This window comes from Leeuwenhoekiella polynyae (assembly GCF_004104075.1).
Taxonomy (GTDB): Bacteria; Bacteroidota; Bacteroidia; order Flavobacteriales; family Flavobacteriaceae; genus Leeuwenhoekiella; species Leeuwenhoekiella polynyae.
Genome location: NZ_QOVK01000004.1, coordinates 198,898 through 217,695, shown reverse-complemented (window position 1 = coordinate 217,695; position 18,798 = coordinate 198,898). Strand labels below are relative to the sequence as shown.

The following is an 18,798-nucleotide window of genomic DNA, read 5'->3' as shown; positions in this document are numbered from 1 at the left end:
CCCATGCAGACCGATACAACTAAAACGCTATCAGAATCCTTTAATAACTTCTATAATAATTTTATAGATCAGTTACCTGGGATAGGTCTTGGCTTGCTTATCATAATTTTAGGTTTATTGCTAGGAGCGTGGATTGGCAACTTTGCAAAAAGACGAATCTCTCAGCAAACACAAGATCCTTTAATGAGTCGGTTTCTGGGCAAAGCGATTCGTATCACCTTCTTTATAATTGCCGTGATGCTGGGTTTAAAAGCCGCCGGACTTGGAGCTATTGCTACAGGAATATTAACTGCTGCAGGAGCAAGTGCTGTCGTTTTAGGTTTCGCATTTAAAGATATTGGAGAAAATTTTATTGCAGGGATTATTTTAGCTTTCAACAGACCTTTTAATGTGAATGATACTGTTGAGATAGGTGAGAATTTTGGTAAAGTAAAAGCACTAGAATTTAGATATACAAAACTCAAAACCTTTGACGGAAAAGATGTCTACATCCCCAATAGTGATGTACTCACAACACCGGTGACTAATTATACGGAAGACGGTTTTTTCCGATGGACGTTCATCATTGGTATTGCCTACGAAGATAATATTGACGAGGCTAAACGTGTAGTTATGGAAGCCCTTAGAGCTGAACCTAATGTTACAGAAGATGAAGAACACGAGAACTTTGTTATAGAAGACGAACTAGCAACGAGCACGGTAAACCTGAAAGTTTTCTTCTGGGTTGATACTAAAGATTTTAGAAGAATGGCTCTAATTACAAAAGGTAATGTGGTTCGCAAAGTAAAAGAAGCACTTGAAGATAATGGCTTTTATATGCCTGCAGACATTCAGGAAATTAAATTATACGGTGCGACAAAAGATTCACCTTTTCGTTTTGAACAAGCTCCTACTCTTTCAAAAACTGAAGAAAAGAGTTAAGGCATTTTATTTCTAAAATATTCTTAAACCAAATACCACAAAGCTGTTGACACCACTAATCCTGTAGCAGCAATTAAAGTGGTTAAAACAGACCAAGTTTTAAACGTTTGCTTTTCTGTGAGGCCTAGGTATTGTTTTACTAACCAAAATCCGCTGTCATTTACATGCGAAAATATTGATGCTCCTGCAGCAATCGCTATGACTAATATAGCCAGTTGCATTTCTCCATAATCTGCAGCAGCAAGCAACGGGCTTGTAATACCTGCTGCCGTAATCATAGCTACGGTAGATGACCCTTGCATAACACGTACAATAGCAGCGACTAAAAAACCAAAAACCACTGGTGGAAAATAGTCACTTGAAAGTGATGAAGCGATTGCTTCTCCTATTCCGGTATCTATTAATATTTGTTTAAATGCACCACCAGCACCAGTTAATAAAATGATCACTCCGGCTGGATATAAAGCCTTAGTTGAAATTTTCAATAATTCTTCTTTAGCAACATTTCGACGAATGCCTAAAACATACCACGCAATAATGTTTGCCAATATTAATGCGGTAAATGGATGTCCTAAAAGAGCTATTAAAAAAGAAATTGGTGGGGGTATTGACCACTCCTCAACTAACGGACTCGTAAAAACGGTGTTTAGTACTATTAAAAATATAGGAAGAAATATAATACTCAAAATGGTTCCTGCAGCAGGTAATTCTGTTTTTGACTTTTCTTCTTCTGAAGCTTCATATGGCGCATCTATATGTATTCTTTTTGAAATAAATTTTGCAAAAAACGGACCTGAAATCACTGCTGTAGGAATACCGGTTACAAACCCAAACACAATCACCCAGCCTAAATTTGCTCCTAAAATATCTGCAACGGCAATAGGTCCCGGCGTTGGAGGAATGAATGCATGCGTAACAGCTAAACCAGCTAACAGCGGCAAAGCGTAAAGCAACAAAGACTTCTTAGTATTTCGCTGCAGTGCGTATATCAATGGAATTAAAATGATAAATGCCACATCAAAAAACACAGGTATAGCAATAAAAAAACCTGCCAGCATAATTGACCAGGGGGCTTTTTTAATTCCGAATTTTGATAAAAGATACTGGGCCAATTGTTGAGCTCCACCAGAATGTTCTAACACTGCTCCAAAAAGCGAACCTAACCCTACTACTGTTGCGACAAAACCCAGCGTTCCTCCCATTCCTGTAGTGATCGAATCTAGAATACTATCTGGATTTAAACCACTTAACGCTCCTACTACAATGCATACAATAAGTAATGCTAAAAATGCCTGGAACTTTAATTTCAATATTAAAAATAAGAGTAAGGCTATGCCAGTTATAACAGCAAATAGAAGCTGATAATCCATAATTTTATGAGTCTAGTTTTTGCAGAATTTCTTCGGTAATTGCTTCGGGAGTCTGATCTATTGAAACGTGAATTCCATAATCAGCTTTTTCTAAAGCGTCTATTTGAGATTGCAGCAAAACAGGTTTAAAAAAGTGATTTTTTCTACCGGTTAACCGGGATTCTAAAACTTTAAAACTTCCGTCTAAAAAGACCCATTTCACATGAACTTTAGAAGACAATGTTTTTCTGTACGATTCTTTGAGCGCAGAGCAGGCCAAAACAGCTCCTCCTTCGGTTTTCCATTCGGTTAATTTTGTTGCTAAAATTTGCAACCAAGGTTCGCGGTCAGCATCGTTAAGTGCATAACCTGCTTTCATTTTATCAACGTTTGCCTGAGGATGATAGTCATCTGCATCCTTAAAAGGAATATCTAATTTCTCAGCTAAAAGTTTCCCTATAGTTGTTTTGCCTGAGCCGGATACACCGGCTACAATAATCAATTTACTCATAAATCTAAAGTTGGATTTTCTGAATCAGTTCCCGGAAGGTATAATTGAAAACCTAAACGGTCATTCATCTGTCTAATAAAATGTGTAGCCAGCAAGGGAGATTCTTTTTCAACGTTCTGGTGAATAAAAAAGTCTATTTTTTCGATTCCCGCTTCAATCCAAGTTTCTAAGCGATCTACCCACGCATCTAGCCTCTCATAATCACTAGGATGATTAGCGCCTACAAAACGTATAAACGCCTCGCTATTGGTCATTCTCATATGCATAATATCTCTTCTTCCGGCAGTATCTACGAGTACATTCGCAATGTTATTTTCTTCTAATAAATGATATAATTTCTGAGAAACTGCTTCATTATTAAACCAGTCAGTGTGCCTAAATTCAATTGCCAACGGTACTTCATTAGGCCAAGCTTCAACAAACTGCTCCACTCTATCCCAGTTTTTAGGCTGAAAATTATTATGCATTTGTAAAAACACACAACCTAGTTTTTCCTTTAATAATAAAGTATGATCTAAATATTCTGGCAATAGCTCTGCGGCATTGATCAAGCGCTTTAAATGACTGATGTTTTGGGTTATTTTAGGAAAAAACTTAAAGTTGGCAGGGACTTTATTATACCACTTTTCAAATTGCTCTTTCGGAAAAAGTCTATAAAAAGTAGCATTCAATTCAATCGAGTTGAACTGTCTTGAGTAATAAGTCAATTCATCTTTTGTACCTTTGGGATAAAAACCTTTTAGGTCTTGTTTATTCCATTTTGCACAACCTACGTATAATTCTACTGGCTTTTTTGAAGCTTTATTGTTGAGTAAAACTTCGGTTTCTGGATGGTCTGGAGGTAAAGTAAAATCTATGCTTCCGGGATCATCTACTTTTCCAAATTTCATTTTAACTGACTTTAAAGGTGATTAAAAACTAAATTAGGACAAGCACTAATATAGTAATAGCTTAAATATATAATTTGCAACTGTAAAAACACGTTTAAGCAGTAAGCTATTCGGTTTTTTAATGGCTTTTATTTTTGTAAATCTAATTTTGACTGAATAAATAGTAATAAATTTCAGCCATTAATAATGACAAAACAGCAACCCTAATTGAATTATGAAATCCTATTCCCTCCTTTTTTTTCTTTTTTTTTCTTTAACACTTAGTGCGCAAGAAGAAATTCTCTTAGACCTCTACGATCACAATGCAGATGAAATAATAGCCCATTACATTGAGAAAACAGGCGGCGCTGAAGCCTGGTCTGAGGTTGAAGCTACAAAAATGAAAGCGAGTTTAACCCAAGGAGAGTTAACGATGCCGATCACAATTTACAATACAAAAGAAGGTAAACAGGCGCTAATTGTTGAATACAATGGTAAAAAAATAACCCAAATGGCTTTTGATGGTGCAACCATGTGGACCACAAATTCTACGACAATGGAACCCGAAATATCTTCTGATGATATGAGAAAAAATATGATGCTCAAACGTAATGATTTTCCTTCTCCATTAATTAATTACAAAGAAAATGGCTACAGCGCAACATATATGGGTACAGTTGCTAAAGATGGCCTAGTCACTTTTAAGGTTAAACTTACTCAAGAACCCATTTTTGTAAACGGAGAGGAAAAAACCAATGAAAGCTATTATTTTTTTGAAACAGAAAATTATTATCCTATAGCTATAGATGCTACTCAAATGGGACTACAAGTAAATATAAAAATGAGTAATTATACAGAGGTTGAAGGACTATACTTTCCATTTAATTTAAGTCAAAACGGACAACCAATAACTATAAGAGAGATTATCATCAATCCAGAAATAGACGAGAATATTTTTACCTTTCCTGTAAAAGATTAAAAGTTAAATAGGTATATAAGACATTGAATATTTTAAATCTTAATGTTAATTTAAAAACTCAAAAAAGAGCGATTAATCGCTCTTTTTTGTTTAAATCAGTCTATTTTTTGGAATTTCGCCTTGTTTTATGTAAATTTTAAGGAATTATAGAAATGAAAATTATCTATTATGAGTTCTTTAAAAACAATAAAATATTCAAAACAATTAATCGGTACTAGTCTTGTTTGGTTAACAGGAATGGGAATGATCGCTTTTGCAATCGTAAATTCTTCTTCTATTGAACAATTAGCACAACTTAAATATATACCTATTTATACAGTCATAATACTATCTAGTTTGTGTCTGGGATTGTGCCACTATTTATACTGGCAAGATTATAAAACCTAATTCTTGTCTTCTAATAAGGGTACAAATCTAAACTCGCCATATTCCTTCTTCTCAAATTCAGTCTGACTTTTTCTAATAATACGAGTCATTGTCTGTATTTCATCCCCTACGGGAATAATTAACTTACCTCCTATTTTTAGCTGAGCTAACAAGGGTTTTGGTATAAACGGCGCACCCGCAGTGACTATAATTCCATCAAAGGGAGCAAATTCTGGCATCCCTAAATATCCGTCTCCAAAAGTGAGTCGCTTAGGTCTGTATCCCAATTTTGATAAGAAATTCTTAGTCTTTCTAAACAGTGCTTGCTGGCGTTCTATACTGTAAACTTTAGCACCTACTTCACAAAGAACTGCAGTTTGATACCCGCTGCCTGTACCTATTTCTAATATTTTATCACCTTTCTTGATCTCAAGCAATTCGGTCTGAAAACCTACGGTAAAAGGTTGAGAAATAGTCTGATCTGCAGCAATAGGAAATGCCTTGTCCTGATAGGCGTGATCTTCAAAACTGCTGTCCATAAAAAAATGTCTGGGTATTTTACGTATCGCGTCTAATACAGCTGTATTAGAGACCCCTTTCTTTTCAACGACCTGAGCGAGTAAGCGACGTTTACCTTGATGACGAGTAGTATCCTTCATACTGCTAAAATAAGGAAACCTATAAGCGTAATCCTAGTCAAAATGCTTCATTTTTTTAACAATGTGCTTTGCGCTTTCAATCTGCCTGAGAAAGCCTATTTTTGTATAGCACAATCTAAAAATATACTGTTTTCTTTTAGATTGAATTCTTAAAATATTAATCCTTCCTAAGGAAAAAATATACGATATATTATGCTAAAAGCCGGCGTACTGGGTGCAGGTCATCTGGGAAAAATTCACTTAAAACTTTTACAGCAATCTGAAGAATATGATCTGGTTGGTTTTTATGATGAGTCAGAAGAAACTGCTAAAGCGGTCTCGAGTGAATTTGGCTATCACAGATTTATGACTATTGAAGCTTTAATTGAAGCTTGTGATATGGTTGACGTTGTTACACCCACCACACATCACTTTGAATGTGCTGAGCAGGTTATTAAAGCCGGTAAGCATTTGTTTATTGAAAAACCAATTGCACAAACTGTTGAACAAGCTGTAGCCATTCGCGAGCTTGCAAAGAAACACGGCGTACGCGGTCAGGTAGGACACGTAGAGCGTTTTAATCCGGCGTTTACTGCGGTAAATCATCTTATAGAAAACCCAATGTTTATTGAGGCACATCGTCTGGCAGAATTCAACCCGAGGGGTACGGATGTTCCTGTAGTGCTCGATCTGATGATTCATGATATCGATGCGATTTTAAGCGTTGTAGACAGTAAGGTTAAGCATATTTCAGCTTCGGGAGTTTCAGTAATTAGTGATACTCCAGATATTGCTAACGCGCGAATTGAGTTTGAAAATGGCTGTGTTGCTAATCTTACTGCAAGTAGAATTTCAATGAAAAAAATGCGTAAAGCACGGTTTTTTCAAAAAGATGCATACATCTCTGTAGACTTCTTAGAAAAGAAATGCGAAGTAGTTAGAATGAAAGATGCACCACAAAATCCTGATGATTTTGCGATGATTCTTCAAAATGCAGAAGGGGTTAAGAAACAAATATATTTTGATAACCCTGAAGTTGAACCGAATAACGCTATTCTAGATGAATTAGAAGCTTTTGCTAAAGCGATACAACAAGACAGCACTCCTGTCGTTAGTTTAGCACAAGGTACCGAAGCGCTTCGTATTGCTATGAAAATCATTGCTGATCTTTAGTTGCAAGTGAATCAGAACTAAAATCTAAACGAATTTTAATTTCGATTATCGGGTAAAAGCTGCTCAATACTATATGATCGCTATTTTAAAGAAAGAATTTCATTCATTTTTTGCATCGCCTGTAGGCTATCTTGTTATAGGCCTTTTTCTTGTTTTAAATGCGTTGTTCTTATGGGTTTTTGAGAATGATTTTAACCTGTTTGATTACGGTTTTGCAGATCTCACTCCTTTCTTTCAACTCGTACCGTGGATCTTTATTTTTCTGATTCCGGCAGTGACGATGCGCAGTTTTAGTGATGAATTGCGTTTAGGAACGTTAGAATTGTTGCTTACTCGACCTATTAGTAAAGTACAATTAGTCCTTGGTAAATTTTTTGGCGCATTACTACTTATTGTTTTAGCATTGCTTCCTACCTTGGTATATGTTTATGCCATTGACCAACTGGGCAATCCACAAGGTAATTATGACCTTGGTGTTTTAATAGGTTCCTATTTAGGCTTGTTGTTTTTAGCTTCTGCATATACCGCGATAGGTGTTTTTGCCTCTACCCTTTCTGAAAATCAAATTGTAGCTTTTATCATTGCAGCTTTTTTGTGTTTCCTATTTTTCTTCGGTTTTAATGCTCTAGCCGATGTTTTAAACAGCTCTTTCTTTAAAAATTTAAGTTTACAGAATCATTTTGAGAGTATCAGTCGGGGTGTAATTGACAGCCGAGATCTTATCTATTTTTTAAGTTTAACCGCTTTTTTCATCGGTGCTACTGTTTTTAAGCTTGAACACAAAATCAGATAACATGAAGCAGAACACTAAATATTTATTGTTTCTGATTGTTATAGTCGGTATTTTATTTGTTTCAAAAACAGCTCATTTCAGAATAGATCTGACTGCAGATGGTAGATATACGTTATCTGAAACTTCAGAAGATATTATTGCGAAAGCTACAGATCCAGTTATTGTTGATGTATTTCTTGAAGAAAATGTGCCGGATGCTTTTTTAAAATTACAGATTGAAACCCGTCAACTTCTTGAAGAATATGCTTCGGCAAATTCAAATATCAAATTTGCTTTTGTCAATCCTGTTCCAGAAGGTACAGTTGTAGAACAAGTTGCAGAAGATTTCAATAACCGTGGTATGCGCCCTGAACAGGTACAATTGCGAAATAATGGTAAAGTAAGCCAGGAGTTTATTTTTCCGTGGGCTATTGCTTCCTATAAAGGCCAGACAGTGCGTATTCCATTATTAAAAAAGACTTTAGGAGCCAGTCCTGATGAATTGGTTAGCAGATCGGTTCAAAATCTGGAATATGCTTTTTCCGATGCTTTTTATAAGCTGCTTAACCCCAAAAGTAAACGCATCGCTGTTTTAAAAGGAAATGGTGAAATGCAAGATAAATACATCGCAGATTTTTTTAAAACGCTGCGCGAAAGCTACTTTATTGCACCTTTTCCATTAGATTCAATTTCAGCAAAGCCAGATACTATAATGACTGCGCTCAATAAATTTGACTTAATCGTAGCTGCAAAACCTACCAAAGCATTTACAGACCTTGAGAAATATGCTTTAGATCAATACACCATGCAAAGTGGCAAGTCACTTTATCTCCTAGATCAGGTTGCGATGGAAACTGATAGCCTGTACCGCAATAATGGTATGGCTCTCGCTACAGCAAGAAGCTTAAACCTAGATGACTTTTTCTTTAAATATGGAATACGTATCAATCCGGTTTTAGTTGAAGATTTATATGCTGCTCCACTTGTTTTAGCAACTGGTGATGGTAATGATTCGCAATATTCGCAATTACCTTGGTTTTTCTATCCGCTGGTTACACCTGAAGAAAATCACCCTATAAATACAAATATTGATAATCCCGTGTTTTTTAAATACGCCAATCAAATTGATCTTCTTGATACTTCTGTAGAAAAAACAGTATTGCTTCAAAGTTCTGTTTTATCAAAACTGGATGGTGTACCACTCCCTGTTAGTCTTGAATCAATCACTACAGAACCAAACCCAGAAAACTATAGTGACGGAAGTCAAAATTTAGCAGTCTTACTAGAAGGAGAATTTACTTCTGCTTTTAAAAATCGCATTCTTCCTATTGCGAAGAGTCAGATTCCTTTTCGCGAAAGCGCTATAAGAAAAACTGCAATGATTGTTGTTGCAGATGGAGATTTGATAAAAAATGATCTGGATCAAAACGGCCGTCCCCTAGAATTAGGTTTTGACAAATTCACCTTTAAAGAATACGGCAACAAAGAATTTTTACTCAACGCAGTCAACTACCTCCTGGACGACTCCGGTCTTATTAACATTAGAAGTAAGAGTATTGTGCTTCCTGCGCTAGATATTCAAAAAACAACTAATGACCGCTACACGTGGCAAGCCTTGACATTAGGGCTTCCACTGGCTATGCTTTTGATTTTTGGCCTTATTTATACCTATTTGAGAAAGCGCCGTTACAACTCGTAAGTGTTGATAAGTTTGTTTCGGCAAAAAAGCCTATTACGATATCTTTGTGAGGCTGCAAATTCAGCTTTAAAAAATTATTACAACCAATTGAATTCAAGTTTTGGCTTCTAGTCAAACCGCATAAATAGCTATTTCTTATGAAATTTATTGTATCGAGTTCTTACCTTTTGAAACAATTACAAGTCTTAGGTGGAGTAATCAATAACAGCAATACCCTGCCTATATTAGACAATTTTTTGTTTGAGTTAGACGAAAACATTTTAAAGGTTTCTGCTTCTGATTTAGAAACAACAATGATTGCTACACTAGATGTAGAATCTGACGATAACGGAAGCATCGCTGTACCGGCTCGTTTGCTTTTAGACACACTAAAAACATTTCCTGAGCAACCATTGACGTTTGTAGCAGGTGATAATAACACTGTTGAAATCAGCTCTAATCACGGTAAATATGCATTAGCATATGCTTCTGGTGAAGAATTTCCTAATGCTGTAGAACTTGACGATCCCAGTACGGTAAGCATCCCGGCTGGAGTTTTAGCAACAGCGGTGAGCAATACTATCTTTGCAACAGGTAACGACGATCTAAGACCGGTAATGAGTGGGGTTTTCTTTCAGTTTGACACAGAAGGTTTAACATTTGTAGCAACAGATGCTCACAAACTTGTGAAGTATGGTCGTACTGATGTAAAAGCAAATCAGACCGCAGAATTCATCATGCCTAAAAAACCTTTAAATCTCTTAAAAGGAATTTTAGCCGCTAGTGATGATGATATTAAGGTAGAATATAACGACTCGAATGCAAAATTTAGCTTTGATAACGTTCAGCTACTTTGCCGATTAATTGATGGTAAGTATCCTAATTACGAAGCAGTAATTCCTAAGGAGAACCCTAATAAACTTATTATAGATCGTAATCAGTTTTTAAATTCTGTACGTCGTGTTTCTATTTTTTCTAATAAAACTACGCACCAGATTCGTTTAAAAATTGCAGGAGCAGAACTTAATATTTCTGCTGAAGATATAGATTACAGCAATAAAGCAGAAGAGCGTTTAACCTGTGATTATCAGGGAGACGATATGCAAATTGGTTTTAACAGCCGTTTTCTGGTAGAAATGCTTAATAACCTTAACGCTAACGACGTTTCTCTAGAAATGTCACTTCCTAATCGTGCGGGAATTTTAACTCCTGTAGATGGGCTAGATGAAGGTGAAAAAGTCACTATGCTAGTAATGCCAGTAATGCTTAATAGTTAAGAAGAAGGATAAGTAAGTACCTTTTATTGTAAAAGCGTCGTTGTGTTAAATCATAAGGGCGCTTTTTTGTTTTCATAAAAAAGCCCGACATATGCCGGGCTTTTTAAATTCTAGTTTGTGTATGCTAATTGAAGGTATATTGTAATCCCGGACCATCACATGCATTCCAGGTACTTTCTAAACTGTCAGAACTAGTATATTTTAAAAGTTCTATTTTATCTCCGGTACAATTCCCTATCAATTCACTATCAGAATCGTGTACAAACTTGAGGTATTTATCACTATTGATCATTACGATATCAAAATCTCCTTCTGAAATCAAAGTATTTTCATCGCTCTTTCTAACTTTTTTAAAACGCATTCCCGATCCTAACGTATAGGTTTCTTGCCAGGACATTTCATCACCAGTGGTTTCTGAACCTCTTACCTGACCGCTCATCTTTACCAAATTTAATTCTACTGAAGTTTCTTGTTGAACCAAATCTGCTGTAGTTCCGTTATCATCTGTACAAGAAACAAACAGACCTAAAAAAAGCGCCATTGAAGCTATTCTTATATTCATTGTTATCTATTATTTCCTATTAGACGCAAAAATAATAAAAAGGTTGCGTCACAATATCATAAAAAAAAGACCGATTAAACTAATAATCGGTCTTTCAGATATTTATTAATAAAATAATTTACACACGCGGAAGATCTCCATCACCTTTAAGCGGTAAATCTGATTTTCCCATCAAATATTTATCAACGTGATGAGCAGCTTGTCTTCCTTCTGAGATCGCCCATACAATTAAAGACTGGCCTCTACGAGTATCACCAGCAGCAAAAACTCCAGGCACATTAGTCATATAATCTTCAATAGAAGCTTCGATATTTGTTCTGGCATCCATTTTTATACCTAACTGTTCGGCAATTGTTGGCTCACTACCTGTAAAACCAAGTGCCAATAAAACCATATCTGCTTTCCATTCTTTTTCCGTACCCGGGATTTCAGAAAGATTAGGTCGCTCTCCCGGTTTGTGAGTCCACTCTACTTCTGCAGTAACAAGACCGGTTAAATTACCAGCATCATCACCAACAAATTTCTTTGTAGAGATAGAAAAGAAACGCTCTGCTCCTTCTTTGTGCGAGCTACTTGTGCGTAAACGCATCGGCCAATATGGCCAAGGCTGATTCTCAGGGCGCTCTGTAGTTCCCTTACTCATAATCTCAAAATTGTTTACGCTCTTTGCACCGTGTCTGATAGAAGTACCAATACAGTCACTTCCGGTATCTCCACCACCAATAACAATTACATCTTTATCAGTTGCTTTAATGTCTTCCCCTTCCCAAGTTAAACCATCTACGCGACGGTTGTTTTGTGGTAGAAAATCCATAGCTTGATAAATACCTTTTAAATCAGAACCCGGTATTGGCAAATTACGTCTTACTGTAGCCCCCGTAGATAAAACTACTGCATCAAATTCTGACTTCAATTCATCAGCCTTAACATCTTTACCTACATGAACACCACATTTAAAAATGATTCCTTCTTCTTCTAAAACAGCTAATCTGCGATCTATCACGCTTTTTTCCATTTTAAAATCAGGAATTCCATAACGTAACAAACCTCCCGGTTTCTCATCACGTTCAAAAACAGTTACAAGATGTCCGGCACGATTTAATTGTTGTGCAGTTGCAAGACCAGCCGGACCAGAACCTATAACAGCAACAGTTTTTCCTGTTCTATTTTTTGGTGGATTAGCTTTTACCCAACCATTTTTAAAAGCTTCTTCAGCTATATTTTTCTCAATATTCTCAATTGTAACAGGGTCTTCGTTAATTCCTAATACGCAAGCCTCTTCACAAGGAGCCGGGCACAATCTACCTGTAAACTCAGGGAAATTATTTGTTCCGTGTAAAATAGTTGCTGCTTCTTCCCAACGCTCACGATAAACGGCATCGTTAAAATCTGGAATTAAATTTCCTAATGGACAACCACTGTGGCAAAAAGGAATTCCACAATCCATACAACGTGCACCCTGATTTTTAAGCTCAGGCTTATCTAGCGGTATGGTAAATTCTTCATATTTCTGAATCCGTTCCTCAACAGGTTTGTACGGTTCAATCTTTCTTTCGTATTCTAAAAATCCGGTTACTTTTCCCATGATTCTATTTATTCCGTTAAATCTGTTAATTTTTCTTCTTCTTCAAGTCTTATTAAGGCTTTACGATATTCTTCCGGTAAAACTTTTACAAACTTAGGTAAGTAAGCATCCCAGTTCTCTAAAATGCGTTGCGCTAAAGAACTTTGTGTATAATTGTAGTGATTTGTAATCAACTCTTTAAGCTGAACCTTATCTTCCTCTTCAGTGATAGGGTCAAGATTTAAATCAGTAGCATTACATTTCCCTATAAAGGTTTGATCTTCATCCAAAACATAACCAATACCACCGCTCATTCCTGCACCAAAATTACGTCCTGTTTTACCAAGAATTACAGCAACACCACCTGTCATATACTCACACCCGTGATCCCCTATACCTTCAACCACAGCTATGGCACCACTATTTCTAACACAAAAACGCTCTCCGGCAACACCGTTAAAATAAGCTTCACCGCTAGTTGCTCCATAAAGCGCAACGTTACCTATGATGATGTTCTCATTAGCTTCAAAAGTCGCTTCTTCTGGTACTTTTATAATCAATCGTGCTCCAGAAAGACCCTTACCTACATAATCATTAGCATTACCATCTATCTTCAAGGTTAAACCTCTTGTGGCAAATGCTCCAAAACTCTGACCGGCAGAACCTTTAAAGTTAACTTTTAACGTATTATCTGGTAAACCTTGCTCACCATAGATTTTTGATATTTCGTTACTTAAAATAGCACCTACTGCACGGTTTAAATTTGTAATATCAAGATCTAACGTAGTTTTTTCCTTACGGAACAAAGCTGTGTGCGCTAGTTCTATTATTTCAAAATCTATAGCTTTTTCTAAATGATGGTTTTGAGATTCAGTATTATAAATCTTCACACCTTTAGGAACTTGAATATCGTGTAAAATAGGAGATAAATCAATACCTGCAGCTTTATAATGTTCTACTGCTTTGTTACGGTCTAATTTATGAGCTTGACCTACCATTTCATCAACGGTACGGAAACCAAGTTGCGCCATTATCTCTCTTAATTCTTCAGCGATGAAATACATAAAGTTAACCACATGTTCTGGCTGACCTTTGAATTTCTTACGCAATTCAGGATTCTGAGTTGCAATACCTACAGGACACGTATTTAAGTGACACACACGCATCATTATACATCCTGAAGCTACTAATGGAGCAGTCGCAAAACCAAATTCTTCTGCTCCTAATAAACAAGCTACAGCAACATCACGTCCCGTTTTTAATTGACCATCACATTCTAAACGAATACGGCTACGTAAATCATTAAGAACTAGCGTTTGTTGTGCTTCTGCGATACCAAGTTCCCAAGGTAAACCGGCGTGACGTAATGAAGTTAAAGGAGATGCTCCTGTACCCCCATCAAAACCAGATACTAAAATCACATCTGCCATTGCTTTTGCAACACCAGCTGCAACTGTACCAACACCTACTTCTGATACTAATTTAACGTTAATACGTGCTTCTCTATTTGCTGATTTAAGGTCATAAATTAATTGAGCTAAATCTTCAATTGAATAAATATCGTGATGCGGTGGTGGTGAAATTAGTCCTACATATGGCGTACTCTTACGCGTCTTCGCAATAAACTTATTTACTTTTTCACCAGGTAATTGACCTCCTTCTCCAGGTTTAGCTCCCTGAGCCATCTTAATCTGAATTTCGGCAGCACTTGTTAAATAGTTACTCGTTACTCCAAAACGACCTGATGCAACTTGCTTAATAGCAGAATTTCTCCAGTCACCATTAGGACTCTTATAAAAACGCTCTGCATCTTCTCCTCCTTCTCCACTGTTACTTTTACCACCAATACGGTTCATTGCAACAGCAAGATTCTCATGCGCTTCTTTACTAATAGAACCATATGACATTGCTCCCGTTTTAAAACGCTTTACAATTTCTGTCCAAGGTTCTACTTGTTCAATAGGAATAGGATCGTAATTAGAAAACTCAAATAAACCACGTATTGTCATCAACTGTTTTGACTGCTCGTTTACAAGTTTTGAGTATTCTTTATAGGTCTTAGGATTGTTTTGACGTACAGCTTCCTGAAGTTTTGCAATAGAAAGCGGATTAAACATATGTTTTTCTCCGTTACGTCTCCAACGGTAATCTCCACCTATTTCTAGGTCTAAATTTCCTGAAATATCCTTTCGTTTAAACGTACGATTATGACGTTTAGCAATTTCCTGCTCAACTTCATAAAGACCTATACCTTCAATACGGCTAGGAGTATTTGGAAAATATTTTTCTATAAGTTTAGAGTTAAGTCCTAAAGCTTCAAATAGCCTAGAACCACGGTAAGAATTCAAGGTAGAAATACCTATTTTATTCATAACCTTAACGACACCTTTACCTACAGCTTTGTTATAGTTTTCAACGGCTTCCTGAAAGTTTACACCCTCTAAGTTACCTGCTTCAATTTCTTTTTGTATAATCTCATTTACCATATATGGATTAATAGCACTTGCACCATAACCAAATAGTAAAGCAAAATGATGTACCTCACGAGGTTCTGCAGATTCAACTATAATACTCATTTTAGAACGTTGGCCGCTTCTAAAAAGACCACTGTTTAAATAAGAACAACCTAAAAGGGCAGGAATAGGTGCCATTTCTGCATTTACCCCTCTATCTGATAAAATCAAAATAGTATGACCTTCATCAATTCCTTTTGAAGCTTGAGCCACCATTTCCTCTAAAGCATCTTCAAGTCCATTTAACCCACGATTCGATTCATAAAGCATCGGTATGGTCTTAACCTTAAAGTCTGGATTGTCATAATTTTTGATCTTATCAAGATCTTCTTTAGATATTACCGGATTCTGAATTCTAATTTTCTTACAATAATCTGGAGTAATCTCCATTAGGTTAGTATCCGGCCCTAAAGTAAGACTTAAGTCTGTGATCAACTCTTCACGAATACCATCTAAAGGTGGGTTTGTTACCTGCGCAAACAACTGCTTAAAGTAGTTGTATATAAGCTGTGGTCTGTCTGATAATACTGCTATGGGTGTATCGGATCCCATAGAACCTATAGGCTCTTTACCTTTATTTGCCATTGGCAAAATAATGGTGCTAATGTCTTCTTGAGTATATCCAAAGGCATTCTTACGCAAGTCAAAAACAGTATCTTCTAATTTAAAGTCAACATCTCTATAAGGAATGTCTTTTAAATTCACTCTATTTTTATCTAACCAAGCTTGATAAGGATTTTGCGTAACAATACTTTCTTTTACCTCTTCATCATTTACAATTCGTCCGGCTTTCATATCCACTAAAAACATTTTACCAGGTTCTAACCTACCGTGGAAAGCAACATTTTTAGGTTCTATATCAAGAACTCCGGTTTCTGAAGACATAATCACATCTCCTGTTTTGGTTACGGTATATCTAGAAGGTCTCAAACCATTACGGTCTAATACAGCACCTATATAATCTCCATCTGTAAAAGGAATAGACGCAGGACCATCCCACGGTTCCATAATACAGCTGTTAAATTCATAAAATGCTTTTTTCTCAGCACTCATATCTTTATGCTTTTCCCAAGCTTCAGGTACAAGCATCATCATAATTTCTGGTAAAGATCTACCTGACATTAAAAGTAGTTCTACAACCATATCCATAGAAGCAGAATCAGATTTTCCTTTTAATATAATTGGAAACAATTCTTTGATCTCTTCACCAAACCACTCACTCTTTAAAAGTTCTTCTCTACTTCGCATACGCGAAACGTTACCACGTAGAGTATTTATCTCTCCGTTGTGGCACATGTATCTAAAAGGTTGGGCTAGATCCCATGTAGGGAATGTATTTGTTGAGAATCTCTGATGCACAAGTGCTAATCTCGTAGTAAGGTCTGGATCTAATAAGTCTGTATAATAATACTTGATATCCTCAGGCATCAAAAGACCTTTAAAAATAAGTGTCTTATTTGATAGGCTTGGAAGGTAAAAATAAGAACGCTCAGAAAGTTTACTTTCTAATATAGTATGTTCAGTAATTTTACGAGCGGTGTAAAGTTTTATCATAAACTCACGCTCTTCCATATCAGCGCTAGGCTTACCAATAAATATTTGCTCTATATGAGGTTCAACACTAGCAGCAATTGCACCTAGATAACCTGCATCAACTGGAACCTTTCTCCAGCCTAGTAGAACTAATCCTTTAGCCTTAATTTGGTCTTCAAATACTTTTTTACAATAAGCACGCTGATTTTCCTTCTTAGGTAAGAAAACATTACCCATTGCATATTCTCTTGCGTCAGGAAGTTCAAAATCACACTTTTTCTTAAAAAAATCATATGGTATATCTATAAGTATACCGGCACCATCTCCTGTTTTACCGTCACTACTTACTGCTCCACGATGTTCTAATTTTTCTAGAATCTCAAGTGCCTTATGAATAATACCATTAGACTGCTTTCCTTCAAGACTACAAATGAACCCCGCACCACAATTCTCGTGCTCCCATTCTGGTGAATATAAACCTTGTTTTTCCATAAATTTTTTGCTCTTTATTAAAGACAGAATCATAAAGCTATTCAATAAACTGAAATGCCAATAATTTTAAAGAATAAGATTTTTATTATTTCGATTTTCATAAAATAAGTACTATAAATTATAAAGAAATCAAAAAATGCCTTTTCTTTTTGATGAAAACGAAATGGGTTTTTGATAAAAAATGCTCTTTTCTTCAATAATTAATTAACGTCAAATCTTAAGCGAATGTTAACAATTGACGTTTTTGATGCTTTTTTACCTCAATTTTTACCAATAATTAACAAAAACTGCACATAAAACATAAATAATATCACAATTTGAATCTATCGAAATCGGTTTCGAGTAACATACCCTGAAAAATTAGGGGGTATAATTATCGAAACAATAAAAATTTGACCAACACCCCTATTTTTTTAGGGGCAGTTTTAAATAATACCTAGTTTAGCATCTCACCAATTAATCAATTTAAAAAATGAAAAAATTAATTTTACCTGTAATGCTTTGCTTAGGTATTTCTGCCTTTGCTCAAGAAGAAGAAACTTCATGGACTGATGGATTCACATTATCTGGATCTATTGATGCGTATTTCAGACAGAACATCACTACCCTTAATAAGGTTACTGATCAAGGATATCCTGCACCAGGATCTTCTTTTGCAAACCAACCTGGTTTTGCTTTAGGTATGGCAAATGCAGTATTAAGTTATGAAAAAGGAAATGTAGGAGCTGTTGCTGATCTTGTTTATGGTCCTCGTGGGACAGATGCGGTTTTTAATTCTACGACTGCTAGTTCTAGTATTGTTAATCAGTTATACGTTTACTGGAATGTTAGCGAAAGTGTAACCTTAACTTTTGGTAACTGGAACACCTATTTAGGGTATGAAGTTATTTCACCAGCCGCAAACTTTAACTACTCTACTTCTTACATGTTTTCTTACGGACCATTCTCTCACTCAGGTCTTAAAGCAGATTTTGCTTTAGATGATAACTGGAGTGCAATGCTTGCTGTTATGAATGCTACAGACTTCACTGACTTTAACCCATCAGGAAGTTACACGTTTGGAGGTCAGTTAGGATATTCTACAGACAGCGGTAGCACATTCTTAAACTTATTATACGGAGATCAGGATGGAGATTATACTGATCAAGGCATGGGAGAAGGAGCTGGATCAACTTTTCAAGTTGATTTAACTACCGGTTATGACTTAAGTGATTCCTTCTATCTAGGATTAAACGCTACTTATAACACTACGGATGCTGGAGATTTAGCTGATGATTATGGGTTCTATGGAGTAGCTCTTTACGCTCAGGCAGCTTTAAGCGATTCATTTTCATTAGGACTTCGCCCAGAGTACTTTAGTCAATTCGGTACTGGGATAAACGGTTTTGATGCTATTGGAGGTGCAGATGCTGAAGGAGATGCTAATGTATTTGCTGTTACTTTATCTGGTAATGCAAAAGTTGGTCCTTTGACATTTATTCCCGAATTTAGATTAGATTCTGCAAGTGAAGATGTATTTCTTGACTCGTATGACGGAACTCCTACTTTCACAGGTAGCTTAGGTTCTTTCTTGCTTGCGGCCGTATATTCATTTTAACCTA

The 18,798-nt window shown here is 36.2% G+C and carries 15 protein-coding genes; 8 read left to right on the top strand and 7 right to left on the bottom strand.

The genetic code is table 11. The annotated features are described in order from the left end of the window. Positions 1–3 precede the first annotated feature (3 nt). On the top strand, positions 4–921 hold the full coding sequence (locus DSM02_RS07575; protein ID WP_128765048.1) for a mechanosensitive ion channel family protein: 918 nt from the start codon (positions 4–6) through the stop codon (positions 919–921). Positions 922–944: 23 nt separating this feature from the next. Here DSM02_RS07575 and DSM02_RS07570 read toward each other — a convergent pair whose 3' ends face one another. From DSM02_RS07570 to DSM02_RS07560, 3 genes are read right to left on the bottom strand one after another with little or no spacing between them, the layout of a single operon-like run. Beyond that, positions 945–2,291 (bottom strand): GntP family permease, encoded by a 1,347-nt coding sequence (locus DSM02_RS07570; RefSeq protein ID WP_128765047.1) that lies wholly within the window; start codon positions 2,289–2,291, stop codon positions 945–947. A gap of 4 nt (positions 2,292–2,295) precedes the next feature. Beyond that, positions 2,296–2,781 carry a gluconokinase gene (locus DSM02_RS07565; RefSeq protein WP_128765046.1) on the bottom strand — a complete coding sequence of 162 codons (486 nt, stop codon included), beginning with the start codon at positions 2,779–2,781 and terminating at the stop codon, positions 2,296–2,298. Continuing rightward, positions 2,778–3,671: a DUF72 domain-containing protein gene (locus DSM02_RS07560; RefSeq protein ID WP_128765045.1), complete on the bottom strand. Its 894-nt coding sequence runs from the start codon at positions 3,669–3,671 to the stop codon at positions 2,778–2,780. The genes DSM02_RS07565 and DSM02_RS07560 overlap by 4 nt, the downstream gene beginning before the upstream one ends. Positions 3,672–3,885: 214 nt before the next feature. Between DSM02_RS07560 and DSM02_RS07555 the strand changes: the two genes are divergently transcribed. Next, a complete protein-coding gene (locus tag DSM02_RS07555) occupies positions 3,886–4,629 on the top strand; it encodes an outer membrane lipoprotein-sorting protein (protein ID WP_128765044.1) in 744 nt (247 codons plus the stop codon). Positions 4,630–4,797: 168 nt separating this feature from the next. Then, positions 4,798–5,016, top strand: a complete 219-nt coding sequence (locus DSM02_RS07550) for a hypothetical protein (protein ID WP_128765043.1) — start codon at positions 4,798–4,800, stop codon at positions 5,014–5,016. Here DSM02_RS07550 and DSM02_RS07545 read toward each other — a convergent pair. Continuing rightward, entirely contained in the window at positions 5,013–5,654 is a 642-nt protein-coding gene (locus DSM02_RS07545) for a protein-L-isoaspartate(D-aspartate) O-methyltransferase (RefSeq protein ID WP_128765042.1), read from the bottom strand. The genes DSM02_RS07550 and DSM02_RS07545 overlap by 4 nt on opposite strands. 192 nt (positions 5,655–5,846) lie before the next feature. Here DSM02_RS07545 and DSM02_RS07540 point away from each other — a divergent pair, with 192 nt between their 5' ends. From DSM02_RS07540 to dnaN, 4 genes are all read left to right on the top strand, one after another. Beyond that, positions 5,847–6,806 (top strand): Gfo/Idh/MocA family oxidoreductase, encoded by a 960-nt coding sequence (locus DSM02_RS07540; RefSeq protein ID WP_128765041.1) that lies wholly within the window; start codon positions 5,847–5,849, stop codon positions 6,804–6,806. Between the two features lie 73 nt (positions 6,807–6,879). Next, the gene (gldF, locus tag DSM02_RS07535) at positions 6,880–7,599 is read left to right on the top strand and encodes a gliding motility-associated ABC transporter permease subunit GldF (protein ID WP_128765040.1); all 720 of its coding nucleotides are present in this window, start codon (positions 6,880–6,882) and stop codon (positions 7,597–7,599) included. Position 7,600: 1 nt separating this feature from the next. Next, on the top strand, positions 7,601–9,277 hold the full coding sequence (gene gldG / locus DSM02_RS07530; RefSeq protein WP_128765039.1) for a gliding motility-associated ABC transporter substrate-binding protein GldG: 1,677 nt from the start codon (positions 7,601–7,603) through the stop codon (positions 9,275–9,277). A 137-nt stretch (positions 9,278–9,414) separates the two neighbouring features. After that, positions 9,415–10,533, top strand: a complete 1,119-nt coding sequence (gene dnaN / locus DSM02_RS07525; RefSeq protein ID WP_073097459.1) for a DNA polymerase III subunit beta — start codon at positions 9,415–9,417, stop codon at positions 10,531–10,533. 124 nt (positions 10,534–10,657) lie between these two features. Here the strand turns inward: dnaN and DSM02_RS07520 are convergent, their stop codons facing one another. The 3 genes from DSM02_RS07520 to gltB all read right to left on the bottom strand — a co-directional run bounded on the left by DSM02_RS07520 (position 10,658) and on the right by gltB (position 17,197). Continuing rightward, positions 10,658–11,095 carry a hypothetical protein gene (locus DSM02_RS07520; protein ID WP_128765038.1) on the bottom strand — a complete coding sequence of 146 codons (438 nt, stop codon included), beginning with the start codon at positions 11,093–11,095 and terminating at the stop codon, positions 10,658–10,660. A 118-nt stretch (positions 11,096–11,213) separates the two neighbouring features. Beyond that, positions 11,214–12,680, bottom strand: coding sequence for a glutamate synthase subunit beta (locus DSM02_RS07515; RefSeq protein WP_128765037.1), 1,467 nt, complete (start codon positions 12,678–12,680; stop codon positions 11,214–11,216). Between the two features lie 8 nt (positions 12,681–12,688). Continuing rightward, positions 12,689–17,197 (bottom strand): glutamate synthase large subunit, encoded by a 4,509-nt coding sequence (gltB, locus tag DSM02_RS07510; protein WP_128765036.1) that lies wholly within the window; start codon positions 17,195–17,197, stop codon positions 12,689–12,691. A gap of 472 nt (positions 17,198–17,669) precedes the next feature. Between gltB and DSM02_RS07505 the strand changes: the two genes are divergently transcribed. Further along, positions 17,670–18,794, top strand: coding sequence for a porin (locus tag DSM02_RS07505; RefSeq protein WP_164918258.1), 1,125 nt, complete (start codon positions 17,670–17,672; stop codon positions 18,792–18,794). Positions 18,795–18,798: the final 4 nt, after the last annotated feature.